16 protein-coding genes are annotated in these 19,436 nt (G+C 71.0%); 10 read left to right on the top strand and 6 right to left on the bottom strand.

All coding sequences use genetic code 11. The features are described 5' to 3' along the window. The first annotated feature begins 19 nt into the window (after positions 1-19). The 4 genes from IL992_RS19080 (at position 20) to IL992_RS19065 (ending at position 4,961) form a co-directional block, all read left to right on the top strand. Positions 20-1,795 (top strand): ABC transporter substrate-binding protein, encoded by a 1,776-nt coding sequence (locus IL992_RS19080; RefSeq protein WP_193204695.1) that lies wholly within the window; start codon positions 20-22, stop codon positions 1,793-1,795. A 90-nt stretch (positions 1,796-1,885) separates the two neighbouring features. After that, positions 1,886-2,905: an ABC transporter permease gene (locus tag IL992_RS19075; protein WP_193204694.1), complete on the top strand. Its 1,020-nt coding sequence runs from the start codon at positions 1,886-1,888 to the stop codon at positions 2,903-2,905. Beyond that, entirely contained in the window at positions 2,902-3,927 is a 1,026-nt protein-coding gene (locus IL992_RS19070; protein ID WP_193204693.1) for an ABC transporter ATP-binding protein, read from the top strand. The genes IL992_RS19075 and IL992_RS19070 overlap by 4 nt, the downstream gene beginning before the upstream one ends. Continuing rightward, positions 3,924-4,961, top strand: a complete 1,038-nt coding sequence (locus tag IL992_RS19065; protein WP_193204692.1) for an ABC transporter ATP-binding protein — start codon at positions 3,924-3,926, stop codon at positions 4,959-4,961. Before IL992_RS19070 ends, IL992_RS19065 begins: the two co-directional genes overlap by 4 nt. A gap of 211 nt (positions 4,962-5,172) precedes the next feature. Here IL992_RS19065 and IL992_RS19060 read toward each other — a convergent pair whose 3' ends face one another. The 4 genes from IL992_RS19060 to IL992_RS19045 all read right to left on the bottom strand — a co-directional run bounded on the left by IL992_RS19060 (position 5,173) and on the right by IL992_RS19045 (position 9,066). Further along, a complete protein-coding gene (locus IL992_RS19060; RefSeq protein ID WP_193204691.1) occupies positions 5,173-5,856 on the bottom strand; it encodes a response regulator in 684 nt (227 codons plus the stop codon). A gap of 82 nt (positions 5,857-5,938) precedes the next feature. Continuing rightward, positions 5,939-7,138 carry a sensor histidine kinase gene (locus IL992_RS19055; RefSeq protein WP_193204690.1) on the bottom strand — a complete coding sequence of 400 codons (1,200 nt, stop codon included), beginning with the start codon at positions 7,136-7,138 and terminating at the stop codon, positions 5,939-5,941. Between the two features lie 86 nt (positions 7,139-7,224). After that, on the bottom strand, positions 7,225-8,085 hold the full coding sequence (locus IL992_RS19050) for a RecB family exonuclease (protein ID WP_079315258.1): 861 nt from the start codon (positions 8,083-8,085) through the stop codon (positions 7,225-7,227). 66 nt (positions 8,086-8,151) lie between these two features. Beyond that, on the bottom strand, positions 8,152-9,066 hold the full coding sequence (locus IL992_RS19045) for a sensor histidine kinase (RefSeq protein WP_193204689.1): 915 nt from the start codon (positions 9,064-9,066) through the stop codon (positions 8,152-8,154). 262 nt (positions 9,067-9,328) lie between these two features. On the opposite strand from IL992_RS19045, the gene IL992_RS19040 reads away from it, so the two are divergent. Next, positions 9,329-10,498, top strand: coding sequence for a site-2 protease family protein (locus IL992_RS19040; protein ID WP_193204688.1), 1,170 nt, complete (start codon positions 9,329-9,331; stop codon positions 10,496-10,498). Between the two features lie 187 nt (positions 10,499-10,685). Further along, a complete protein-coding gene (locus tag IL992_RS19035; protein WP_193204687.1) occupies positions 10,686-12,191 on the top strand; it encodes an FHA domain-containing protein in 1,506 nt (501 codons plus the stop codon). A 43-nt stretch (positions 12,192-12,234) separates the two neighbouring features. Here the strand turns inward: IL992_RS19035 and IL992_RS19030 are convergent, their stop codons facing one another. After that, on the bottom strand, positions 12,235-12,825 hold the full coding sequence (locus IL992_RS19030; RefSeq protein ID WP_193204686.1) for a TetR/AcrR family transcriptional regulator: 591 nt from the start codon (positions 12,823-12,825) through the stop codon (positions 12,235-12,237). 52 nt (positions 12,826-12,877) lie between these two features. Here IL992_RS19030 and IL992_RS19025 point away from each other — a divergent pair, with 52 nt between their 5' ends. Both IL992_RS19025 and IL992_RS19020 read left to right on the top strand, forming a co-directional pair. Next, complete coding sequence (locus tag IL992_RS19025) at positions 12,878-13,798, top strand: carbohydrate kinase family protein (protein WP_193204685.1); 921 nt, start codon at positions 12,878-12,880, stop codon at positions 13,796-13,798. 48 nt (positions 13,799-13,846) lie between these two features. After that, positions 13,847-15,070 carry an aminotransferase class III-fold pyridoxal phosphate-dependent enzyme gene (locus IL992_RS19020; protein ID WP_193204684.1) on the top strand — a complete coding sequence of 408 codons (1,224 nt, stop codon included), beginning with the start codon at positions 13,847-13,849 and terminating at the stop codon, positions 15,068-15,070. A gap of 125 nt (positions 15,071-15,195) precedes the next feature. On the opposite strand, the gene IL992_RS19015 is transcribed toward IL992_RS19020, so the two are convergent. Beyond that, positions 15,196-16,308: a GNAT family N-acetyltransferase gene (locus IL992_RS19015; protein WP_193204683.1), complete on the bottom strand. Its 1,113-nt coding sequence runs from the start codon at positions 16,306-16,308 to the stop codon at positions 15,196-15,198. A 106-nt stretch (positions 16,309-16,414) separates the two neighbouring features. On the opposite strand from IL992_RS19015, the gene IL992_RS19010 reads away from it, so the two are divergent. Together IL992_RS19010 and arc are read left to right on the top strand one after the other, a co-directional pair. Beyond that, positions 16,415-17,278 carry a tRNA (adenine-N1)-methyltransferase gene (locus IL992_RS19010; protein WP_079315254.1) on the top strand — a complete coding sequence of 288 codons (864 nt, stop codon included), beginning with the start codon at positions 16,415-16,417 and terminating at the stop codon, positions 17,276-17,278. Between the two features lie 205 nt (positions 17,279-17,483). Beyond that, positions 17,484-19,247, top strand: a complete 1,764-nt coding sequence (arc, locus tag IL992_RS19005; protein WP_193204682.1) for a proteasome ATPase — start codon at positions 17,484-17,486, stop codon at positions 19,245-19,247. Positions 19,248-19,436: the final 189 nt, after the last annotated feature.

Here is a 19,436-nt window from a genome sequence, read left to right as displayed (position 1 = left end):
TATCACCAAGGGGTTTGCAATGCTAAGAAGAAGACTGGGTGTGGCGGCCACCGGCGCCGTGCTCGCCCTCGCCGTGGCCGCCTGCGGCGGCGGTTCGGGCACCAGCACGCCGTCGTCCTCCGGCGGCGCCGCGGCCGGCTCCGACGCCAAGAGCGAGTTCAACGCCGCTCTGACGCAGGTGGTCAACCCGTCGGACAAGAAGGGCGGCATCCTCAAGTTCGCCAACGGCGGTGACTGGGACTCCCTCGACCCGGGCGACACCTACTACGGCTACTCCTGGAACTTCATCCGCCTGTACGGCCGGTCGCTGCTGATGTTCAAGTCCGCCGTGGGCAAGGAGGGCAACCAGCTCGTCCCCGACCTCGCCGAGGACATGGGCACGCCGAGCGACGACGCCAAGACCTGGACGTACAAGCTCAAGAAGGGCATCAAGTTCGAGGACGGCACCCCGGTCACGTCCAAGGACGTGAAGTACGCCGTGGAGCGGTCGTTCGACAAGGAGGTGTTCCCCGACGGGTACACCTACTTCAACGACTTCCTCGACTGGCCGAAGGGCTACAAGGGCGCGTACAAGTCCAAGGACGTCAACACCGACAGCGCGATCGAGACGCCCGACGACTACACGATCGTCTTCCACCTCAAGCAGCCGCTGAGCAACTTCGACTACTTCGCCCAGCTTCCCGCCACGATCCCGGTCCCCAAGGACAAGGACACCGGCGCGAAGTACAAGGAGCACATCATCTCCACCGGGCCGTACAAGTTCGAGAAGAACGAGATCGGCAAGGGCTTCACGCTGGTCCGCAACGACCAGTGGGACCCGGCGACCGACCCGAACCGCAAGGCGCTGCCGGACGGCTACGAGGTCTCCACCAACGTCAACGCCGACGACATTGACAACCGGATCATCGCCGGCGACCTCGACGTCGACGTCGCGGGCATCGGCGCACAGCCGGCGGCCCTCGGCCGGCTCCTGTCCGACCCCGCGATGAAGGCGAACACCGACAACCCGACCAGCACCCGCCTCTGGTACACCTCGATCAACGGCAACGTCGCGCCGTTCGACAACATCGAGTGCCGCAAGGCCGTCGAGTACGCCGCGGACAAGGTGGCCCTCCAGACCGCCTGGGGCGGCGAGTTCTCCGGCGGGCAGATCGCGACCAGCATGCTGCCGCCGGCGATCCCCGGCCATGAGGACTTCAACCTCTACCCGCCGGGCGCCGACAACAAGGGCGACCTGACCAAGGCCAAGGAGGCGCTGACCGCCTGCGGCCAGCCCAACGGCTTCGAGACCAACATCTCCTACCGGGCCGAGCGGCCGAAGGAGAAGGCGGCCGCCGAGGCGCTGCAGCAGTCCCTCGGCCGGGTCGGCATCAAGCTCACGCTCAAGCCGTTCCCGCAGGCCGACTACTTCGCGCTGTACGCCGGCAAGCCGGGCTACGCCAAGGACAACAAGATCGGCCTGGCCATGAACGGCTGGATGTCCGACTGGCCCGACGGCTTCGGCTTCCTCCAGCAGATCGTCGACAGCCGCGTCATCCGCGACACCGGCGGCTCCTCCAACATCAGCGTTCGCGACCCCGAGGTCGACAAGCTCATCGACCAGGCGATGAAGGAGACCGACACCGCGGCCCGCAACGCGCTCTGGACCCAGATCGACAAGAAGGTCATGGAGGGCGCCTACGTCCTGCCGAACGTGTGGACGAAGACCCTGCTCGTGCGCAGCAAGAACGCGACGAACATCTTCGTCAACGAGGCGTACGGCATGTACGACTACCTCGGCATGGGCGTGAAGTAAGCGTCCGCCGAGACCAGACAGATCCGATAGACGCGTGAACGCGGCAAGGGGGCCGGTCCCACCGGGCCGGCCCCCGGAGCCGGGGGGACTGTGGTCACATACATCATCCGGCGGCTGATCTGGGCGGCCGCGATGCTCACCATCGTGAGCATCGTCACGTTCGGCATCTTCTTCCTGGTGCCCCGCCTGGCCGGCGCCACCTCGGAGAGCCTGGCCGCGCGCTACGTGGGGCGCACCGCCTCGGCGGAGCAGGTCAAGATCGCGGCTGAGAAGCTCGGCTTCAACGATCCGCTGGTCGTGCAGTACGGGCGGTTCGCCAAGGGCATCGTCGCCGGCGCCGACTACGACTACGGCCCCGGCGTGGAGCACTGCCCCGCGCCCTGCTTCGGATATTCCTTCCTCACCCGGCTCCCCGTCTGGCCCGACCTGATGGACCGGCTGCCCGTGACGATCTCGCTGGCCATCGGGGCCGCCGTCATCTGGGTGATAGCCGGTGTGGCGACCGGCGTCCTGTCCGCGCTGAAACGCGGCAGCGTGTTCGACCGCGCCGCGATGAGCGTCGCCCTGGCCGGCGTGTCACTGCCGATCTTCTTCACCGGCATCGTCTCGCTGGTCGTCTTCAGCTACGGCACGCCGTTCCGCATCACCGCCCCGGGCGGCAGCTTCACGCCGTTCGAGGAGAACCCGGCCATGTGGGCCTACAACCTGATCCTGCCGTGGATCACGCTGGCCTTCCTGTACGCCGCCGGCTACGCGCGGCTCACCAGGGCGGGCATGCTGGAGACGATGAACGAGGACTACATCCGCACCGCCCGGGCCAAGGGCCTGAACGAGCGGACCGTCGTGGTCAAGCACGGCCTGCGCGGCGCGCTGACCCCGATCCTCACGATCTTCGGCCTCGACCTCGGCCTGCTGCTCGGCGGCGCCGTGCTCACCGAGAGCACCTACTCGCTGCCCGGGATGGGCAAGTACGCGATCGACGCGATCCTCGCCCAGGACCTGCCGAAGGTCATGGGTGTGACGCTCGTCGCCGCGTTCTTCGTGGTCTTCGCGAACCTGATCGTCGACCTCCTGTACGCCGTCGTGGACCCGAGGGTGAGGCTGGGATGAGCTTCCTGGAACTGAAGGACCTGCGGATCCACTTCCCGACGGACGACGGCCTGGTCAAGTCCGTCGACGGGCTGTCGTTCACTCTGGAGCGGGGCAAGACGCTCGGCATCGTCGGCGAGTCCGGCTCCGGCAAGAGCGTGACCAGCCTCGGCATCCTCGGCCTGCACAAGGGCGGGCGCGCCCGCATCTCCGGCGAGATCTGGCTGGACGGCGAGGAACTCGTCGGCGCCAGCCAGGAGCACGTCCGGACGCTGCGCGGCAAGAAGATGGCGATGATCTTCCAGGACCCGCTGTCGGCGATGCACCCGTTCTACACGGTCGGCGACCAGATCATCGAGGCCTACCGCATCCACAACGACGTCAGCAAGAAGGTCGCCCGCAAGCACGCGATCGACATGCTCGGCCGGGTGGGCATCCCGCAGCCGGAGCGCCGCGTGGACAGCTACCCCCACGAGTTCTCCGGCGGCATGCGGCAGCGCGCCATGATCGCGATGGCGTTGAGCTGCGACCCCGAGCTGCTGATCGCCGACGAGCCGACGACCGCGCTCGACGTGACCGTGCAGGCGCAGATCCTCGACCTGATGCGCGACCTGCAGCGCGACTTCGACGCCGCGCTGATCATCATCACGCACGACCTCGGCGTCGTCGCCGAGCTGTCCGACGACATCCTCGTGATGTACGGCGGCAAGTGCGTCGAGTACGGCACCTCCGACGACATCTTCGAGCGGCCCGAGCACCCCTACACGTGGGGCCTGCTCGGCTCGATGCCGCGGCTGGACCGCGAGCCGACCGAGCGGCTGATGCCCATCAAGGGCTCGCCGCCCTCGCTGATCAACGTGCCGTCCGGCTGCGCCTTCCACCCGCGCTGCGCCTTCGAGGAGCGTACGGGCGGGCGGGCCGGCACGCAGGTCCCCGAGTTGCTGGAGACCGAGGGCGGCCACCTCGTGCGCTGCCACCTGCCGCGCGAGCGGCGGCGCGCCATCTGGGAGAACGAGATCAAGCCGAACCTGGAGGCTTCGTGAACGAGGAGCCCTTGCTGTCCGTACAGGGGCTGGAAAAGCACTTCCCGGTCACGAAGGGCCTGCTCAAGCGGCAGGTCGGCGCGGTCAGGGCCGTCGACGGCATCAGCTTCGACGTGAAGAAGGGCGAGACCCTCGGCCTGGTCGGCGAGTCGGGATGCGGCAAGACCACCACCGGACGCCTCATCACCCGGCTGATCGAGCCGACCGGCGGGAAGATCCTGTTCGAGGGCAACGACGTCACGCACATGTCCCAGGGCCGGATGCGTCCGCTCCGCCGGGACGTGCAGATCATCTTCCAGGACCCTTACAGCTCGCTCAACCCCCGGCACACGGTCGGCGCCATCGTGGGCGCGCCGTTCCGGATCCAGGGCATCAAGACCGAGCAGGGCACCAAGAAGGCGGTCCAGGAGATCCTCGAGCTGGTCGGCCTCAACCCCGAGCACTACAACCGCTACCCGCACGAGTTCTCGGGCGGTCAGCGGCAGCGCATCGGCATCGCCAGGACGCTCGCGCTCAAGCCCAAGCTGATCATCGCGGACGAGCCGGTGTCCGCGCTCGACGTGTCGATCCAGGCCCAGGTCGTCAACCTGCTGGAGGACCTGCAGAGCGAGCTCGACCTCACCTACGTGGTGATCGCGCACGACCTGTCGGTGGTGCGGCACATCAGCGACCGCGTCGCGGTGATGTACCTCGGCAAGATCGTCGAGATCGCCGACCGCAAGGGTCTGTACGAGTCGCCGATGCACCCGTACACCAACGCGCTGCTGTCGGCGGTCCCGATCCCGGACCCCAAGCGGCGCAAGGAGCGGGAGCGCATCCGGCTGCAGGGCGACGTGCCCTCCCCGCTCAACCCGCCGCCCGCCTGCCGGTTCCACACCCGCTGCTGGAAGGCGCAGGAGATCTGCAAGCAGGTCGAGCCGCCGCTGGAGACGCTCGCCCCCGGCCACCAGGTGGCCTGCCACTTCCCCGAGAACGCCCCGCTTGGCGGCGCGGCCGCGGCCCCGCAGGAGACGGCCGCCGCGCCCGCGGACTGAGTCTTTCCGCCGGTACGGCCCCCGCCGTCTTTCCCCCCAGACGGTCCGCGGGAGCCGTACCGGCGGGGCGTGTTCCGCCACCTCGGCCACGCCCCTGTCACGACGGTACCGGGGCGCGCCCCCGCCCGGCATCGGCCTTCCGTACGGCTCTCGCCCACGACCACGGGAGGACCGGGCCCGCCTCGCTCCTCCCGTGGTCGTAGGCCGAAGGTCAGGAGAAGGCGCCGGGGACGATCAGGCCGGTCTCGTACGCGAGCACGACCGCCTGGACGCGGTCGCGCAGCCCCAGCTTGGTCAGCACGTTGCCCACGTGGGTCTTCACGGTCGTCTCGCTGACCACGAGCTGGGCGGCGATCTCGGCGTTCGACATGCCCTTCGCGATCAGGCGCAGCACCTCCAGCTCGCGCTCGGTGAGCCGGTCGAGCCGCGCGGGGGTGGCCTGCTGGTGGGCGGGGGGCAGCCGGGTGGCGAACCTGTCCAGCAGCCGCCGGGTGACGCTCGGCGCCACGATCGCGTCGCCGGCCGCCACCACGCGGATCGCCTGGACCAGCTCGTCCGGCGGCACGTCCTTGAGGAGGAACCCGCTCGCGCCCGCGCGCAGCGCCTCCACGATGTACTCGTCCAGGTCGAACGTGGTCAGCACGAGCACCTTCGGCACGTGGGCGCTTGGCGCGGCCTCCCGCACGATGCGGCGGGTCGCCTCGATGCCGTCGGTGCCGGGCATGCGGACGTCCATGAGCACCACGTCGGGCAGCAGGGCCCGGGACTGCTCCATGGCCACCGCGCCGTCGCCCGCCTCGCCCACGACGGTGACGTCAGGCTCCGCCTCCAGGATGAACCGGAACCCGGTGCGCAGCAGCGGCTGGTCGTCGACCAGCAACACCCGGATCGTCATGATGCGTCCGTCCTGGGATGGGCGGTGGACCGCCGGGTGGAGGGGGACACCCTGATCGTCATGGTCTGTCCTTGAAGGGGCTCTACTTGAGGGGGAACTGGGCGCGGACCTCGAACCCGCCCCCGGCGCGGGGACCGATCCGCAGAACTCCACCATAGAGCGCCACACGCTCGCGGATGCCGACGAGGCCGTGTCCCTTGCCCCCGATCCGCACCGACTCCTCCGCCGCGCCGCGCCCGTCGTCCTCGACGTGGACGCTCAGCTCGTTCGGCTCGTGCCGTACGGTGACCCAGGCGCGGGCGGCGGGCCCGGCGTGCCGCAGGCTGTTGGTCAGCGCCTCCTGCACGAGCCGGTAGGCGGCCAGGTCCACCCCGGGCGGCAGGCCGCGCCGCTCGCCCTCGATCCACAGCTGGGTCCGCAGCCCCGCCTCGCGCATCTGCTCCACCAGCGCGGGCAGGTCGTGCATGCCCGGCTGCGGCCCGCGCTCGGCCGGGCCGTCGGTGCGCAGCACGCCGACGATGCTGCGCATCTCCGCCATCGCCGTACGGCCCATCTCCTCGATGGCGGTGAGGGCGTCCCGCGCGACGTCGGGCTTGGTGTCGAGCATCTTGCGGGCCGCGGCGGCCTGGACCGTCATCACGCTGACGTGGTGGGCGACGACGTCATGCAGCTCCCGGGCGATGCGGGAGCGCTCCTCGGCCCTGGCGGCCCTGGTGTCGGCCTCCCGCGCGCGCTCCAGCCGGTCGGCCCGCTGCACCAGCTCCGCGAGGTAGGCGCGGCGCAGCCGCACCGCCCGGCCGCACACCCAGCACAGCAGCAGGACGGCGGTGACGACGACGTGGTCGGTCCAGGACGGGGCGATGACCCCGGCGACGACGCCGGCGACGTAGGAGGAGAAGGAGACGACGAGGGCGGCCAGGCTCAGCGCCAGCCCCCGGCAGACGGCCACCGAGTAGAGCAGGACGAGCCCCCCGAACTCGCTCAGGCCGGGGTCGTAGTGGAGCGCGTCCAGCGCCGCCTGGGGGACGCAGGTGGCCACCAGCAGCACGAAGGGCCGGCTACGCCGCAGGGCCACGGGCAGCGTGCAGGCCGCCGCGAGGATCAGGTTCAGCGCGTCCGCCGGGTGCGGCGGGACGGACCGCAGCCACCCGGCTCCCTCACCGGGGCCGGTCGAGGCGATCCACCACAGGGACGCGGTCGTCAGCACCACCGCGAGGATCGAGTCGGAGACCAGGGGATGAGCCCGAAGCCAGGACCGCGTACTGCCGGGGGTGGTGCGCACGAACCAAATCTAGGCGTTCGCCGCCCGCGTCCACCCTGCCCGGGAGGGATATCCGGCCTCCTCCCCACGGAGGAGTTCCCCGGGGGTCACAGTTCGTCGCTGGCCGACCTTCTGCTGACGCGGGCGGAGAGCCCGGGCTCGCGGTCGGGCACGGGCGGCGGAGTGCCGCCGAACTCCGGGCACAGCGCCTGGTGGTCGCACCAGTCGCACAGCCGCGAACGGCGGGCGCGCCACTCGCGGGTGCGCACGGCGCGCTCGATGGCCGCCCAGAGCGCCTCGACCTTGCGCTCGGTCGCCCGCAGGTCCGCCTCGTCGGGGACGTAACGGACGATCTCGCCGTTGCCCAGGTACATGAGCTGGAGCATCCGGGGGACCTGGCCGCTGCGCCGCCACAGCGCCAACGCGTAGAACTTCATCTGGAACAGCGCCTTGGCCTCCCACTCGCGCCCCGGCGCCGTGCCCGTCTTGTAGTCCACGACCCGCATCTCGCCGGTCGGGGCCACGTCGAGCCTGTCGATGTAGCCGCGCAGCAGCAGCCCGCTGTCGAGCACGACCTCGACGTACATCTCCCGCTCGGCGGGCTCCAGCCGCCGGGGGTCCTCCAGCGTGAAGTAACGCTCGACCATGCCGCGGGCCTGCGTCAGCCAGGCGTCCCGCTCCTCGTCGTCCTCGAACAGCCCCGCGTAGTCGGGCTCCTCGGAGAGCAGCCGCCGCCACTGGGGCTCCAGCAGATCCTGGGCGGCGGCGACCGTCCGCGCCTCCGCGGGCAGATCGTAGAGCCGTTCCAGCACGGCGTGAACGAGCGTGCCCCTGACCGCGGCGGCCGAGGGCCGCTCGGGGAGCTGGTCGATCACCCTGAACCGGTAGAGCAGGGGGCAGGTCATGAAGTCACCGGCCCGGGAGGGGGAAAGCGCCCCGATGACGGCGCGCTCTTCGGCGAGGGTCATGCCCGAACTGTAGGACACCGGGCCGACAGAACGCTCCCGCACCTCTCCATGCGCGCCGTGGCGGGCTCAGGCCGAGCCCGCCCCCGCGGCGGCGAGTACCGGCACATCGCGCCTCACCGGATCGATGGCGGGCAGCCGGACCACGAAGCGCGCGCCGCCGGCGGGGGAGTCCTCGATGTGTATGGTGCCGCCGTGCGCCGAGGCCATCTCCCGGCAGATCGCCAGACCGAGCCCGGCGCCGTGAGGATCGACGCGGAGCGACTTCTCCGACCTGACGAACCGCTCGAAGAACCGCTCCCGATCGGCGGGCGGCACCCCGTCCCCGTCGTCGTCGACGGCCATCTCCGCGATGTCACGATCACGCCGCACGGTGACGACGATCGATCGCCTGGCGTGCCGCTGGGCGTTGCTCAGCAGGTTGAGCAGGATCCGGCCGAGCTGTGTCGGCACGCCGTTCACGTACACGCCGGGCTGGAGCCGGAGCAGGACCGGGACGGGTCCGCTCTGCCGCGAGACGTCCTCCTTCACCACCTCGGAGACGTCGACCGGGCGCGGCCGGGTGGTCGCGATCCCCGCCCGCAGGCGGCACAGCGTGAGGAGGTCGTCGATGATGGATTCCAGCCGGTCGACGTCCCGCAGGCCCTCGCGGAGCAGTTCGTCCAGGTCGGTCTCCGGAATGTGAAGCTGCGCCTCCTCGAGCCTCACCCGCAGGGCGGTGAGGGGGCTGCGGAGCTCGTGCGAGACGTCGGAGGCGAACCGGGAGCACCGAGCGGCGTGGTCGAGGGTGGCGTTGATGCTCTCGGCCAGCGGGGCCAGTCCCGTGTGGTGCTCCGGCTTCTGGATCCGCCCGCTGCCGTCACCGCTGTTGATCTCGTCGAGGCGCCGGCGGAACCGCTCGACGAGGGCGGGCTCGGGCCGGACGAGCCGATGCGCCAGCCATCCGATGCGCATGAGCAGCGTCGTCGTCAGGGCGCTGGTCATGCTGTCGAACAGACGTGCGCGCAGGCCCATGTGCGCCCGACTACCCAGGAGAGCGGGGGTGACCCACGCGCCGCGAAAGTATGTGCGAATCTTTACCCTCGACACGCGGGAATCCGCATCGGTCGCCGTGCCGGTCCGCCGGCCGCCGTCCCGGCCGGCGCACCGGGACGATCACACGGTGCGCGAGGGGTGGGCGAGCTCTTAGGCTGACCTCACGGCCCGGCGCGTAGCATCGAGGGGCGTGGGAGGGGAAGGCGGCCACATGAGCACACCGGTCAAGGAGTCCACCGGACTGCGGATGGGACGGCCGTTCGGCATCCCGGTCTACGTCTCACCCACCTGGCTCATCGTGGCGGCGTTCATCACCTACAGCTTTCAGCCGGTCTTCGCCGCCAGTCTTCCCGGATACGGGCTCATCGGCAGCTCCGCGGTGGCGCTGGTCTTCGCCGTCCTGCTCTACGCCTCGGTCCTGCTCCATGAACTGGCGCACTGCGTCGTCGCCAAGTACTACGGCCTTCCCGTGCGCAGGATCACCCTCTACATGCTCGGCGGCGTCTCGGAGATCGAACGTGAGCCCGAGACGGCGGGCCGGGAGTTCAACGTCGCGCTCGCCGGGCCCCTGCTCTCGCTGGGCCTTGCGACGATCGGTTACGTGGTGTCCGCGGTCGCGTTCGTGACCGGTCCCGTCGATCCGCTGTCCATGTTCCTGCACCCGCCCGACGGGCTCGTGCCGGTGCTGATCTGGCAGCTTTGGTCGTCCAACCTGATCGTGGGGATCTTCAATCTCCTCCCCGGACTGCCGCTCGACGGCGGCCGGATGCTGCGGGCCGCCGTGTGGAAGGTCAAGCGCGACGCGGGCACCGGCACGATGGCCGCCGCGTGGGTCGGCCGCGGCGTCGCGATCGCGGTGGTCGTGGTGCCGCTGCTGATGAACCTGATGGCCGGGCAGGAGCCCGGTGTCGGAAGCATGCTCTGGACAGTGGTGCTGGCGTCGTTCATCTGGCTCGGGGCCTCCCAGTCGCTGCGGGTGGCCCGCGTACGGGCCCGGCTGCCGCAGTTGCGGGCCCGGGTGCTGGCCCGCCGGGCGATCCCGGTCACCGCCGAGGTGCCGCTGTCGGAGGGCCTGCGCCGGGCGCGGGAGGCGGGGGCGGGGGCCATGGTGGTGGTCGACCACGACGGGCGGCCGGTCGGCATCGTCAACGAGGCGGCGGTCAACGCCACTCCGGAGCAGCGCAGGCCGTGGGTGAACGTCGGCGCCCTGTCCCGCTCCCTGGAGCCCTCGCTCGTGCTCGGCGCCGATCTGGAGGGGGAGTCCCTGCTCGACGCCATGCGGGAGACCCCGGCGCCGGAATACCTGCTCGTCGAGCGGGGCGGCGAGATCTACGGCGTGCTCGCCACCGCCGACGTCAACCGCATGTTCAGCGGCGTGTGAGCGCGGCGTCGCCGGGGACTAGGGTGCTGATCGAGACCGGGGCGGGGTGCCGTCCGGCCGCCCGCCGCGGGCTCCGGCAGGCCGGTTCACCACTCTTTTTTGCTACTTTCTGGGGTGATCGATCCGGCACATGGCGTGCCGGCGATGGTGCCGGTCATCCGGTGGCGTTTCCGGAGGGAGAACTTCTGTGACGGAACAGGGCGTGGGGGTGGTCCGCCCGCTGCCGGGGGAGGGCGTGGTCGCCCATCTGAACGGTTTGCTGCTCGTGTGCGGCACCGGCGGCGACCAGCCGGTCGAGGACCTGCTGGGTGCGCTGAGCGAGACCGCCACGACGGGCGGGGACGGCCGGGCGCTGGCCCGGCGGGTGGCCCAGGTCCTCGCGCGCGCCATGGACAGGTCGCTCGGCGGTGAGCCGGTGGCCTGTGCGGTCGCCGGGCCGGCCGGGGGCGGCGTGGCCGTGCTGGTCAGCGGGGCCGCGTACGCGACCGTGTCGGGCGGGCCCGACGGCGAGGTCCGCCTCGCCGGGCACGACGCGCTGACCTGGACCGACCGTCTCGTCAACGGCCCGGTGTCCCGGGTCGAGCTGCGCCTGCCCGGAGCGGGCCCGTCGAGCCCGTACGCCAGGCTGGACGGCGGTGTGGTCACCGGGGCCGGGCTGGAGTGCGACTTCACCCGGCACGGCGACCTCGCCTTCCCGCCGCTGCCCCCGCGCCCGCCCCAGCCGCAGCAGCAAGGACAGCAGGGCGTCCAGCCCCCGCCCATCGGCGCTCCGGAGCCGATCGCCCCGCGCGGGCCCGTAGTGCCGTCGCCCGTGCCCCCGCCGCCCGTGCCGCCGTTCCCGTCCGGTCCGATGCCCGGTGGCGGGCCGTCGGCCGAGCAGGGGGCGTCGTCCCCGGGGTCGTCCCAGCCGCTCGCGCCGCCGCCCGTACAGCCGCCGTCCCACGTCTCCCAGCCGTTGCCGCCGCTGCCGCCCGCTCTCTCCGACCCGGGGCCGCTGCACCACTCGGGACCGCAGCCGATGCCCCCGCTGCCCGAGCCCGCCGAGGACCGCGGCGCCCCGCACGACCTGAACCCCCCGTACGACCTGGGCGGGCCGCATGACCACGGCGGGCCGGACGGCCCGCCGAGCGGGCCGTTCGAGCCGGTGCCGCAGGCATCCGCCGACGAGGAGCCGGGCGAGGCGACCCAGATGGACGCGGCGCCCGAGCCGGAGCAGCGGCCGATGGTCTACGGCGTCGACTGCAAGAACGACCACTTCAACGACCCGCGCGCGCCCTACTGCGCGGTCTGCGGCATCCCCATCGACCAGCGGGCGGTGGTGCCCTACAAGGGGCCCCGGCCGGTGCTCGGCGTGCTGGTGCTCGACGACGGCATGGCGCTGCCGCTGGAGGCCGACTACCTGCTGGGCCGGGACCCCGAGCGCGCGCCCGAGGTGCAGTCGGGCGAGGCCAGGCCGGCCAGGGTCACCAGCCCCGACGGCTCGGTGTCGCGCCGCCACCTGCGGGTCTTCCTGGACAACTGGGACGTCAACCTGCTCGACCTGGGCTCGGTGAACGGCACCCAGATCCAGCCGCCCGGCGACCCCAACTTCTACGACATCCCGCCGAACGAGCCGGTGCCGATCCTGCCCGGCACGACCGTGCGTGTCGGCGTCTCGCGCACGATGCGGTACGAGGCCCACCGCAACGCCTGACGAACCCCGAGGCCGCCGGGGTCACCTGCTCCCGGCGGCCGGATCAGGGGCGGAGCCGGTCGATCTCGCTCAGGATCAGCCGCTCCAGCCGCTCGCCGGTGACGTGCGCCGGATACAGCAGCCGGTGGACGCTCAGCCCGTCCACGAGCGCCAGCAGCCGTTCCGCGACGTCCTCCTGGTCCTCGTCCGTACGGATCTCACCGGCCTCGGCGGCGCATCTGAGCAGGCTCGTCACCAGATAGCGGAGCTCGGCGGCCTCCCGCCGCTGGACCTCCAGCAGCGCGGGGCTGGTCAGGCTGCGCCCCCAGAAGCCCACCTCCAGCCCGGTCTCCCCGGCCCGCTCGTCGTCCAGGGGCACGTTGTCGAGCAGCAGTTCGCGCAGCGCCGCCAGTCCGGTGCGGCCCGACAGCTTCTCCCGCAGCCGGTCGGCGATCCGGCGATGGGACGCCTCCAGGGCCGACAGCAGGATCTCGTCCTTGTCGGCGAAGTAGTGCGTGAGCACCCCGTTGGAGTAGCCGGCCTCCTTGGCGATGGCCCGCGTCGTCGCGGCCTCGATGCCCTCGCGCAGGATGATCCGGCGGGCCGCCGCGACGACCTCGCCCCTGCGCTCCTCGTGATTGACGATCTTCGGCATGGTCCACCACCTCGGTTGACATTTTAGTCGAGCGCCCGTCTATTATCCGCTCATGACGGTAGTGACGGTCGGCGTGCATATCGTCGACGTCCTGGCCCGCCCGGTCGAGTCCATCCCGGCCGGTCAGGACACCCACCTGCTTGAGCAGATCCGCATCACCGCGGCCGGCGCGGCCGCGGGCACGGCCGTGGCCCTGGCGAAGATCGGCGTGCCGGTCGCCTCGATGGGCGCCGTCGGCGACGACGAGCTCGGCGACTTCCTCCTGATGATCATGGCGCGGCACGGTGTGGACGTGAGCGGCGTGGTGCGCAGGCCGGGGGAGCAGACGGCGGCCTCGATCCTGCCCATCCGTCCCGACGGCGGACGGCCCTCGTTCCACGTGCCCGGGGCCAACCTGGGCCTGGCGACCGCCGACCTCGACGCGGACCGTCTCACCGCCGCGAAGGTGGTGCACCTCGGCGGTATGGACGTCACCTGGGGCCTGCACGACCCCGCCTTCTTCGCGCTGCTCGACAAGGCCCGCGAGGGCGGCACGGCCGTCACGCTGGACCTGCTGTCGAACATGCCCGACCTCATGCCCGGCGTCCGCGCGTTCCTGCCCCACGTCGACTACCTCCTGCCGAACGAGGAGCAGGCGCTCATGCTGAGCGGAGCGCCGACGCCGGAGGAGGCCGCGGCCGCGCTGCTCGCCGAGGGCCCGAAGGGCGTGATCGTCACCCTGGGAGCCGCCGGCAGCCTCGTGGCCACCGCCGGCGGGGTCACCCGCGTGCCCGCCCTGGACGTGCCGGTGGTCGACACCACAGGCTGCGGCGACGCGTACTGCGCCGGATTCGCCGCGGGACTGCTGCGCGGCCGGGACGTCCTCGGCGCCGCCCGCCTCGGCACCGCCGTCGCCGCCCGGGTCGCGGGCGGCCTCGGCTCCGACGCCGGCCTGGACGGCTCCGTTCCCGAAGACCCCGGCCCGGACGCCTGACCCCGGCCCCTCACCTCGCCGATTTCCCCGACCTCAGGAGTGCCGCCCATGTCCCTCGACGCCTCCCTGCGGGCCCGTGCCGCGAAGGTCATCCCCGGTGGCATGTACGGCCACCTCAACGCGGCCCTGCACGGGGACCGCTACCCCCAGTTCTTCGTCCGCGCCGAGGGCGCCCGGCAGTGGGACGCCGACGGCCGCGAGTACGTCGACCTGATGTGCAGCTGGGGGCCGATGATCGTCGGCCACCGCAATCCGCGAGTGGAGGCCGCCGCCGCGGCGCAGCAGGCGGAGGGCGACTGCCTGAACGGCCCCGGCCCGGTCATGGTGGAGCTCGCCGAACTGCTGGTGGACCTCATCCCCTCCGCCGACTGGGCCATGTTCTCCAAGAACGGCACCGACGCCACCACCCAGGCCCTGATGGTGGCCAGGGCGGCGACGGGCAGGACGAAGGCGCTGGTCGCCCACGGCGCCTACCACGGCGCCGACCCCTGGTGCACGCCCGGCCTGTCGGGCGTCACCCCCAACCAGCGGGCCGACACGATCGAGTTCACCTACAACGACCTGGCCAGTGCCGAGGCCGCCGCGGCGCAGGCGGACGGCGACGTCGCCGCCATCCTGGTCACCCCGTTCAAACACGACTCGTTCGAGGACCAGGAGCACGCCGACGGGGAGTTCGCCCGGGGCGTGCGGGCGCTGGCCGACCGGATCGGCGCGGCGCTGGTCATCGACGACGTACGCGCCGGGTGGCGGCTGGACCTGCGCGGCTCGTGGGAGCCGCTCGGCGTGCGCCCCGACCTGACGGCCTGGAGCAAGGCGATGGCCAACGGCTTCCCCATCGCGGCGCTCACCGGGACCGACGCGCTGCGCGGGGCGGCCCAGACGCTGTATTCGACCGGTTCCTTCTGGTTCTCTGCCACCGCCATGGCCGCGGCCAAGGCGACGATCGAGATCCTGCGCGAGACCGACGGCGTCGCGCTCATGCACCGGGCCGGGACCCGGCTGCGCGAGGGCCTCGCCGTCCAGGCGGCGGCGCACGGCTTCGTGGTCCGCCAGACCGGCCCGGTGCAGGTGCCGTGGCTGTCCTTCGAGGGCGACGACACCCTGGAGAAGGGCATCGCCTGGGCCGGAGCCTGCCTGGAGGAGGGGGTCTACCTCCATCCCTGGCACAACTGGTTCCTGTCGGCCGCCCACACCGACGAGGAGATCGACCGGGCGCTCCAGGGCACCGACGCCGCCTTCGCCAAGCTGAGGGCCGCGTACGGAGCCGACTGAGGGAGCGGCCGGCACCGGCGTGGCCGGGACGCCCGACGGGCGTCTCGAGCCGCGGACGGCCCCGCGCTCGGGCACCGGGTTCCGGGCGGCGCCCGAGCGCGGGAGGTCCGTTCCGCTCCGAGGCCTCAGGGGCGTGTCCTGGCCCACTGGACGTCGTCCAGGCGGGTCCCCCCGGGGCCGGGCAGCAGCCCCTCGACCAGGTACTCCCGGGCGAAGCCCGCCCGTTCGAGCACGCGGTGCGACGAGACGTTGTCCGGCGTGGTCCCCGCGATGATCCGGCGCAGCGGCGTGTTCGCGAACGCCCACTCGACCAGCAGGTTCGCCGCCCGCGTCACCAGGCCCCTGCCGCGGAATTCCGGACGGAGGCTGTAGCCGAGCATCGCCTGGCCGAGCGGCGGGATGACGCCGGTGAGCTGGATGTCCCCGGCGTACTCGCCGGTCCCCGCGTCCCTGATGGCGATGTCCGCCCGCTGCCCGATCAGCCACCGGTGCCCCGCGTACCGGCACACGATCTCGCTGCCCGCGTACTCCGGCTGTCCGGGCGGCACGTGCGAGTCCATCACGTCCGGCACGGACGCCAGCGCGAAGTAGTCGGCGGCGTCGGCGGTGGTCAGCGGCGTGAGCCGGACGACGCCGTCGGTGAGCGACCCGTGGGGGAAGCCCCCGGGGAAGAACGGCAGGAAGGGCGTGATCGGGTCGCCGGGGTCGGTGCTCAGCCGCCCGAACGCGGCGACGTCGGCGGGGGTGCCGCCCCGGGGAGTGCCGGCCCCGCGCAGCACGCCCTCGAAGGCGAAGCCGCACCGCAAGGCGACCTGCTGGCTCGTGACGTTCTCCACGTCGGCGAGCAGCCCGATCCGGGGGACGCCCCGGGCGAAGGCCCGCTCGGCGAGCGTCCGCACTGCGGCCGTGGCGACGCCGCGCCCCCGGGCCCACGGTGCCAGCCAGTAGCCCACCTCGGAGGCGCCGAAGCGGTCCGGCGGCTTGAGCCCCGCGGTCCCGAGGATCTCGTCCGTGACCGGGTCCGCGACGACGAAGCCGGCACCGCCGTTCTCCCACATCTCGGGCACGGTCTTGGTGATCCACGCCAGCGCGTCGTCTCGGGAGTATGGCGAGGGGAGGAAGGGGATGAACCTCGCGATATCGGGGTCGGCACAGGCTCGGGCGATCTGGTCGGCGTCCCCCTCGGCGGGCAGGCGCAGAACGGCCGGCCCGGCGGGGATCGCCTCTTGGGGCAACATGTCCCATTGTTACCAGCAGTGACACCGCACCGGCCAGGTGTTTTCCCGGCCTCCGCCGCTCCCGCCCCTGGCAAATCTCGTCGGTCGCGGCACTAGCCTTTTCCGCATGGGTTTTCGCAGGCACGGCCCGTTCCGGGCCGGAGATCAGGTCCAGCTCACCGACCCCAAGAACAAGCGGCACACGGTGACGCTGAAAGAGGGCGGCGTCTTCCACACGCACAAGGGGTCGATCCCGCACGACGACCTGATCGGACAGCCCGAGGGCTCTGTGGTGCGGTCCTCCGGCGGCACGGCCTACCTGGCGTTCCGGCACCTGCTGGCCGACTACGCGGTGTCGATGCCGCGCGGCGCCGCGGTGGTCTACCCGAAGGACGCGGCGCAGATCGTCGCCATGGCCGACATCTTCCCCGGCGCGCGGGTGGTCGAGGCCGGCGTGGGGTCCGGCGCGCTCACCTGCTTCCTGCTGCGCGCGGTCGGCCCGGAGGGGAAGGTCACCTCCTACGAGCGGCGGGCGGACTTCGCCGAGGTGGCCACCAAGAACGTGGAGAAGTTCTTCGGCGGTCCGGTGGGGCAGTGGCGCCTGGTGGTCGGCGACTTCGTCGACGCGCTGGACGAGGCGGACGTCGACCGCGTCGTCCTGGACATGCTCGCGCCTTGGGAGTGTGTTGACGCGGCGGCGAAGTCCCTTACCCCTGGGGGAGTTATTTGCTGCTATGTTGCGACAACGACCCAAATGTCCAGAACGGTGGAAACCCTGCGGGAGCACGGGAGTTTCACCGAGCCTCACGCGTGGGAGACCCTGGTTCGCGACTGGCATGTCGAAGGGCTCGCCGTACGGCCCGACCACCGGATGGTCGGCCACACGGGATTTCTCGTCACGGCCCGTCGCATGGCGGACGGTGTCACGCCCCCGCCGCGGCGCAGGCGTCCCGCCAAGGGGGCGTATGGAGAGGGGATCGAACAAGTGTGACGATTCGGCCACAACCCGGCAAAGCCGCGTGACACGGGAACATATGGGTGTGTTCCTAATGGTGACCCGAACAATCGGTCCATAAGGTATCAAACGCCGAACACCCAACGTAACTACACGAACACTGCCCGGCCAGGTTACGTACAGCGCCAAGATAGGTAGGGTCTTGAGTAGTCGTTCTCGACGGGGAAGGAGGTGACGGGGCGTGGCAGCTCGCGACGACGCTGAGGCTCGAGCCGCGCAGCGCGAACGGGAGGTCGCGGATCTCACAACACAGGTCTCCTTCCTGCAAGAGGAGATCACCGCGTTGCGCCGGAAGCTGGCCGAGTCTCCCCGGCAGGCCAGGGTTATCGAGGAGCGTCTCCACGAGGCGCAGGCACAGGTGGCCGCCCTCACAAGCCAGAACGAGCGTTTGGTCTCCACCCTCAAGGAGGCCAGGGATCAGATCGTCGCCCTCAAGGAGGAGGTCGACCGGCTGGCACAGCCGCCGTCCGGATTCGGTGTTTTCCTCGAGGCCAGGGATGACGGCACGATCGAGGTGTTCACTGGCGGGCGCAAGCTCCGTGTGAACGTCAGTCCGGCGGTCGACGTCGACTCGCTCAAGCGTGGCCAGGAGGTCATGCTGAACGAGGCGCTCAACGTCGTCGAGGCCCTCGGCTACGAGGACGTCGGCGAGATCGTGATGCTCAAGGAGTTGCTGGAGAGCGGCGACCGCGCGCTCGTCATCTCGCACGCCGACGAGGAGCGGGTCGTCAAGCTCGCCCACTCGCTGCTGGACCAGCCGCTGCGGGCCGGCGACTCCCTCCTGCTCGAACCCCGTTCCAACTACGTCTACGAACGCATCCCCAAGTCCGAGGTGGAGGAGCTCGTCCTCGAGGAGGTCCCCGACATCTCCTACGAGGAGATCGGCGGCCTCGGCCGGCAGATCGAGCAGATCAGGGACGCCATCGAGCTGCCCTACCTGCACGCCGACCTGTTCCGCGAGCACAAGCTCCGGCCGCCGAAGGGCGTGCTGCTGTACGGCCCGCCCGGCTGCGGCAAGACGCTCATCGCCAAGGCGGTGGCCAACTCCCTGGCCAAGCAGGTCGCGGAGAAGACCGGCCAGTCCGGCAAGAGCTTCTTCCTGAACATCAAGGGCCCCGAGCTTCTCAACAAGTACGTCGGCGAGACCGAGCGGCACATCCGCCTGGTCTTCCAGCGGGCGCGTGAGAAGGCGTCCGAGGGCACCCCGGTGATCGTGTTCTTCGACGAGATGGACTCGATCTTCCGCACCCGCGGCTCCGGTGTGTCCTCCGACGTCGAGAACACCATCGTTCCCCAGCTCCTTTCGGAGATCGACGGTGTCGAGGGCCTGGAGAACGTCATCGTCATCGGCGCCTCCAACCGCGAGGACATGATCGACCCGGCGATCCTGCGGCCCGGCCGCCTGGACGTCAAGATCAAGATCGAGCGGCCCGACGCCGAGGCGGCGAAGGACATCTTCTCGAAGTACCTCGTCAGCGACCTGCCGCTGCACCCGGACGACCTGGCCGAGCACGGCAGCAGCCGCGAGGGCACGATCGCCGCGATGATCCAGCGGGTCGTCGAGCGGATGTACGCCGAGAGCGAGGAGAACCGCTTCCTCGAGGTGACCTACGCCAACGGCGACAAGGAAGTCCTCTACTTCAAGGACTTCAACTCCGGCGCCATGATCCAGAACATCGTGGACCGGGGCAAGAAGATGGCCATCAAGGAGTTCCTCGACACCGGGCAGAAGGGCCTGCGGATCTCGCACCTGCTGGCCGCCTGCGTGGACGAGTTCTCCGAGAACGAGGACCTGCCCAACACCACCAACCCCGACGACTGGGCCCGCATCTCCGGCAAGAAGGGCGAGCGGATCGTCTACATCCGCACGCTCGTGCAGGGCAAGCAGGGCACCGAGGCCGGGCGGTCGATCGACACGGTCGCCAACACCGGCCAGTACCTGTAACACCCCGGCTCCGGCCGGACCGGTGCCATCGAGGAGCGGCGCGATCCCGGATCGCGCCGCTCCTCCGGCTTTCCGGGCTCTTTCCGAGACCGGCACACGGACAGGGTGGCAGTAGGCGGGCCAAAAGCGACCTTCCGTGACGATCGTGATCCGAGGGAACCGAAACCCGGAGTGATCACGTCAAAGAGG

Source organism: Microbispora sitophila (assembly GCF_014892245.1).
Taxonomy (GTDB): domain Bacteria; phylum Actinomycetota; class Actinomycetes; order Streptosporangiales; family Streptosporangiaceae; genus Microbispora; species Microbispora siamensis.
The sequence above is the reverse complement of the archived record's forward strand: the minus strand, read 5'-3'. Positions and strand labels throughout refer to the sequence as shown.

Coding starts and splice junctions, on each gene's coding strand:
- IL992_RS19080 (WP_193204695.1), top strand. CDS start 20: ATGCTAAGAAGAAGACTGGGTGTGGCGGCCACCGGCGCCGTGCTCGCC.
- IL992_RS19070 (WP_193204693.1), top strand. CDS start 2,902: ATGAGCTTCCTGGAACTGAAGGACCTGCGGATCCACTTCCCGACGGAC.
- IL992_RS19060 (WP_193204691.1), bottom strand. CDS start 5,856: ATGACGATCCGGGTGTTGCTGGTCGACGACCAGCCGCTGCTGCGCACC.
- IL992_RS19050 (WP_079315258.1), bottom strand. CDS start 8,085: ATGACCCTCGCCGAAGAGCGCGCCGTCATCGGGGCGCTTTCCCCCTCC.
- IL992_RS19045 (WP_193204689.1), bottom strand. CDS start 9,066: ATGACCAGCGCCCTGACGACGACGCTGCTCATGCGCATCGGATGGCTG.
- IL992_RS19040 (WP_193204688.1), top strand. CDS start 9,329: ATGAGCACACCGGTCAAGGAGTCCACCGGACTGCGGATGGGACGGCCG.
- IL992_RS19030 (WP_193204686.1), bottom strand. CDS start 12,825: ATGCCGAAGATCGTCAATCACGAGGAGCGCAGGGGCGAGGTCGTCGCG.
- IL992_RS19025 (WP_193204685.1), top strand. CDS start 12,878: ATGACGGTAGTGACGGTCGGCGTGCATATCGTCGACGTCCTGGCCCGC.
- IL992_RS19020 (WP_193204684.1), top strand. CDS start 13,847: ATGTCCCTCGACGCCTCCCTGCGGGCCCGTGCCGCGAAGGTCATCCCC.
- IL992_RS19015 (WP_193204683.1), bottom strand. CDS start 16,308: ATGTTGCCCCAAGAGGCGATCCCCGCCGGGCCGGCCGTTCTGCGCCTG.
- IL992_RS19010 (WP_079315254.1), top strand. CDS start 16,415: ATGGGTTTTCGCAGGCACGGCCCGTTCCGGGCCGGAGATCAGGTCCAG.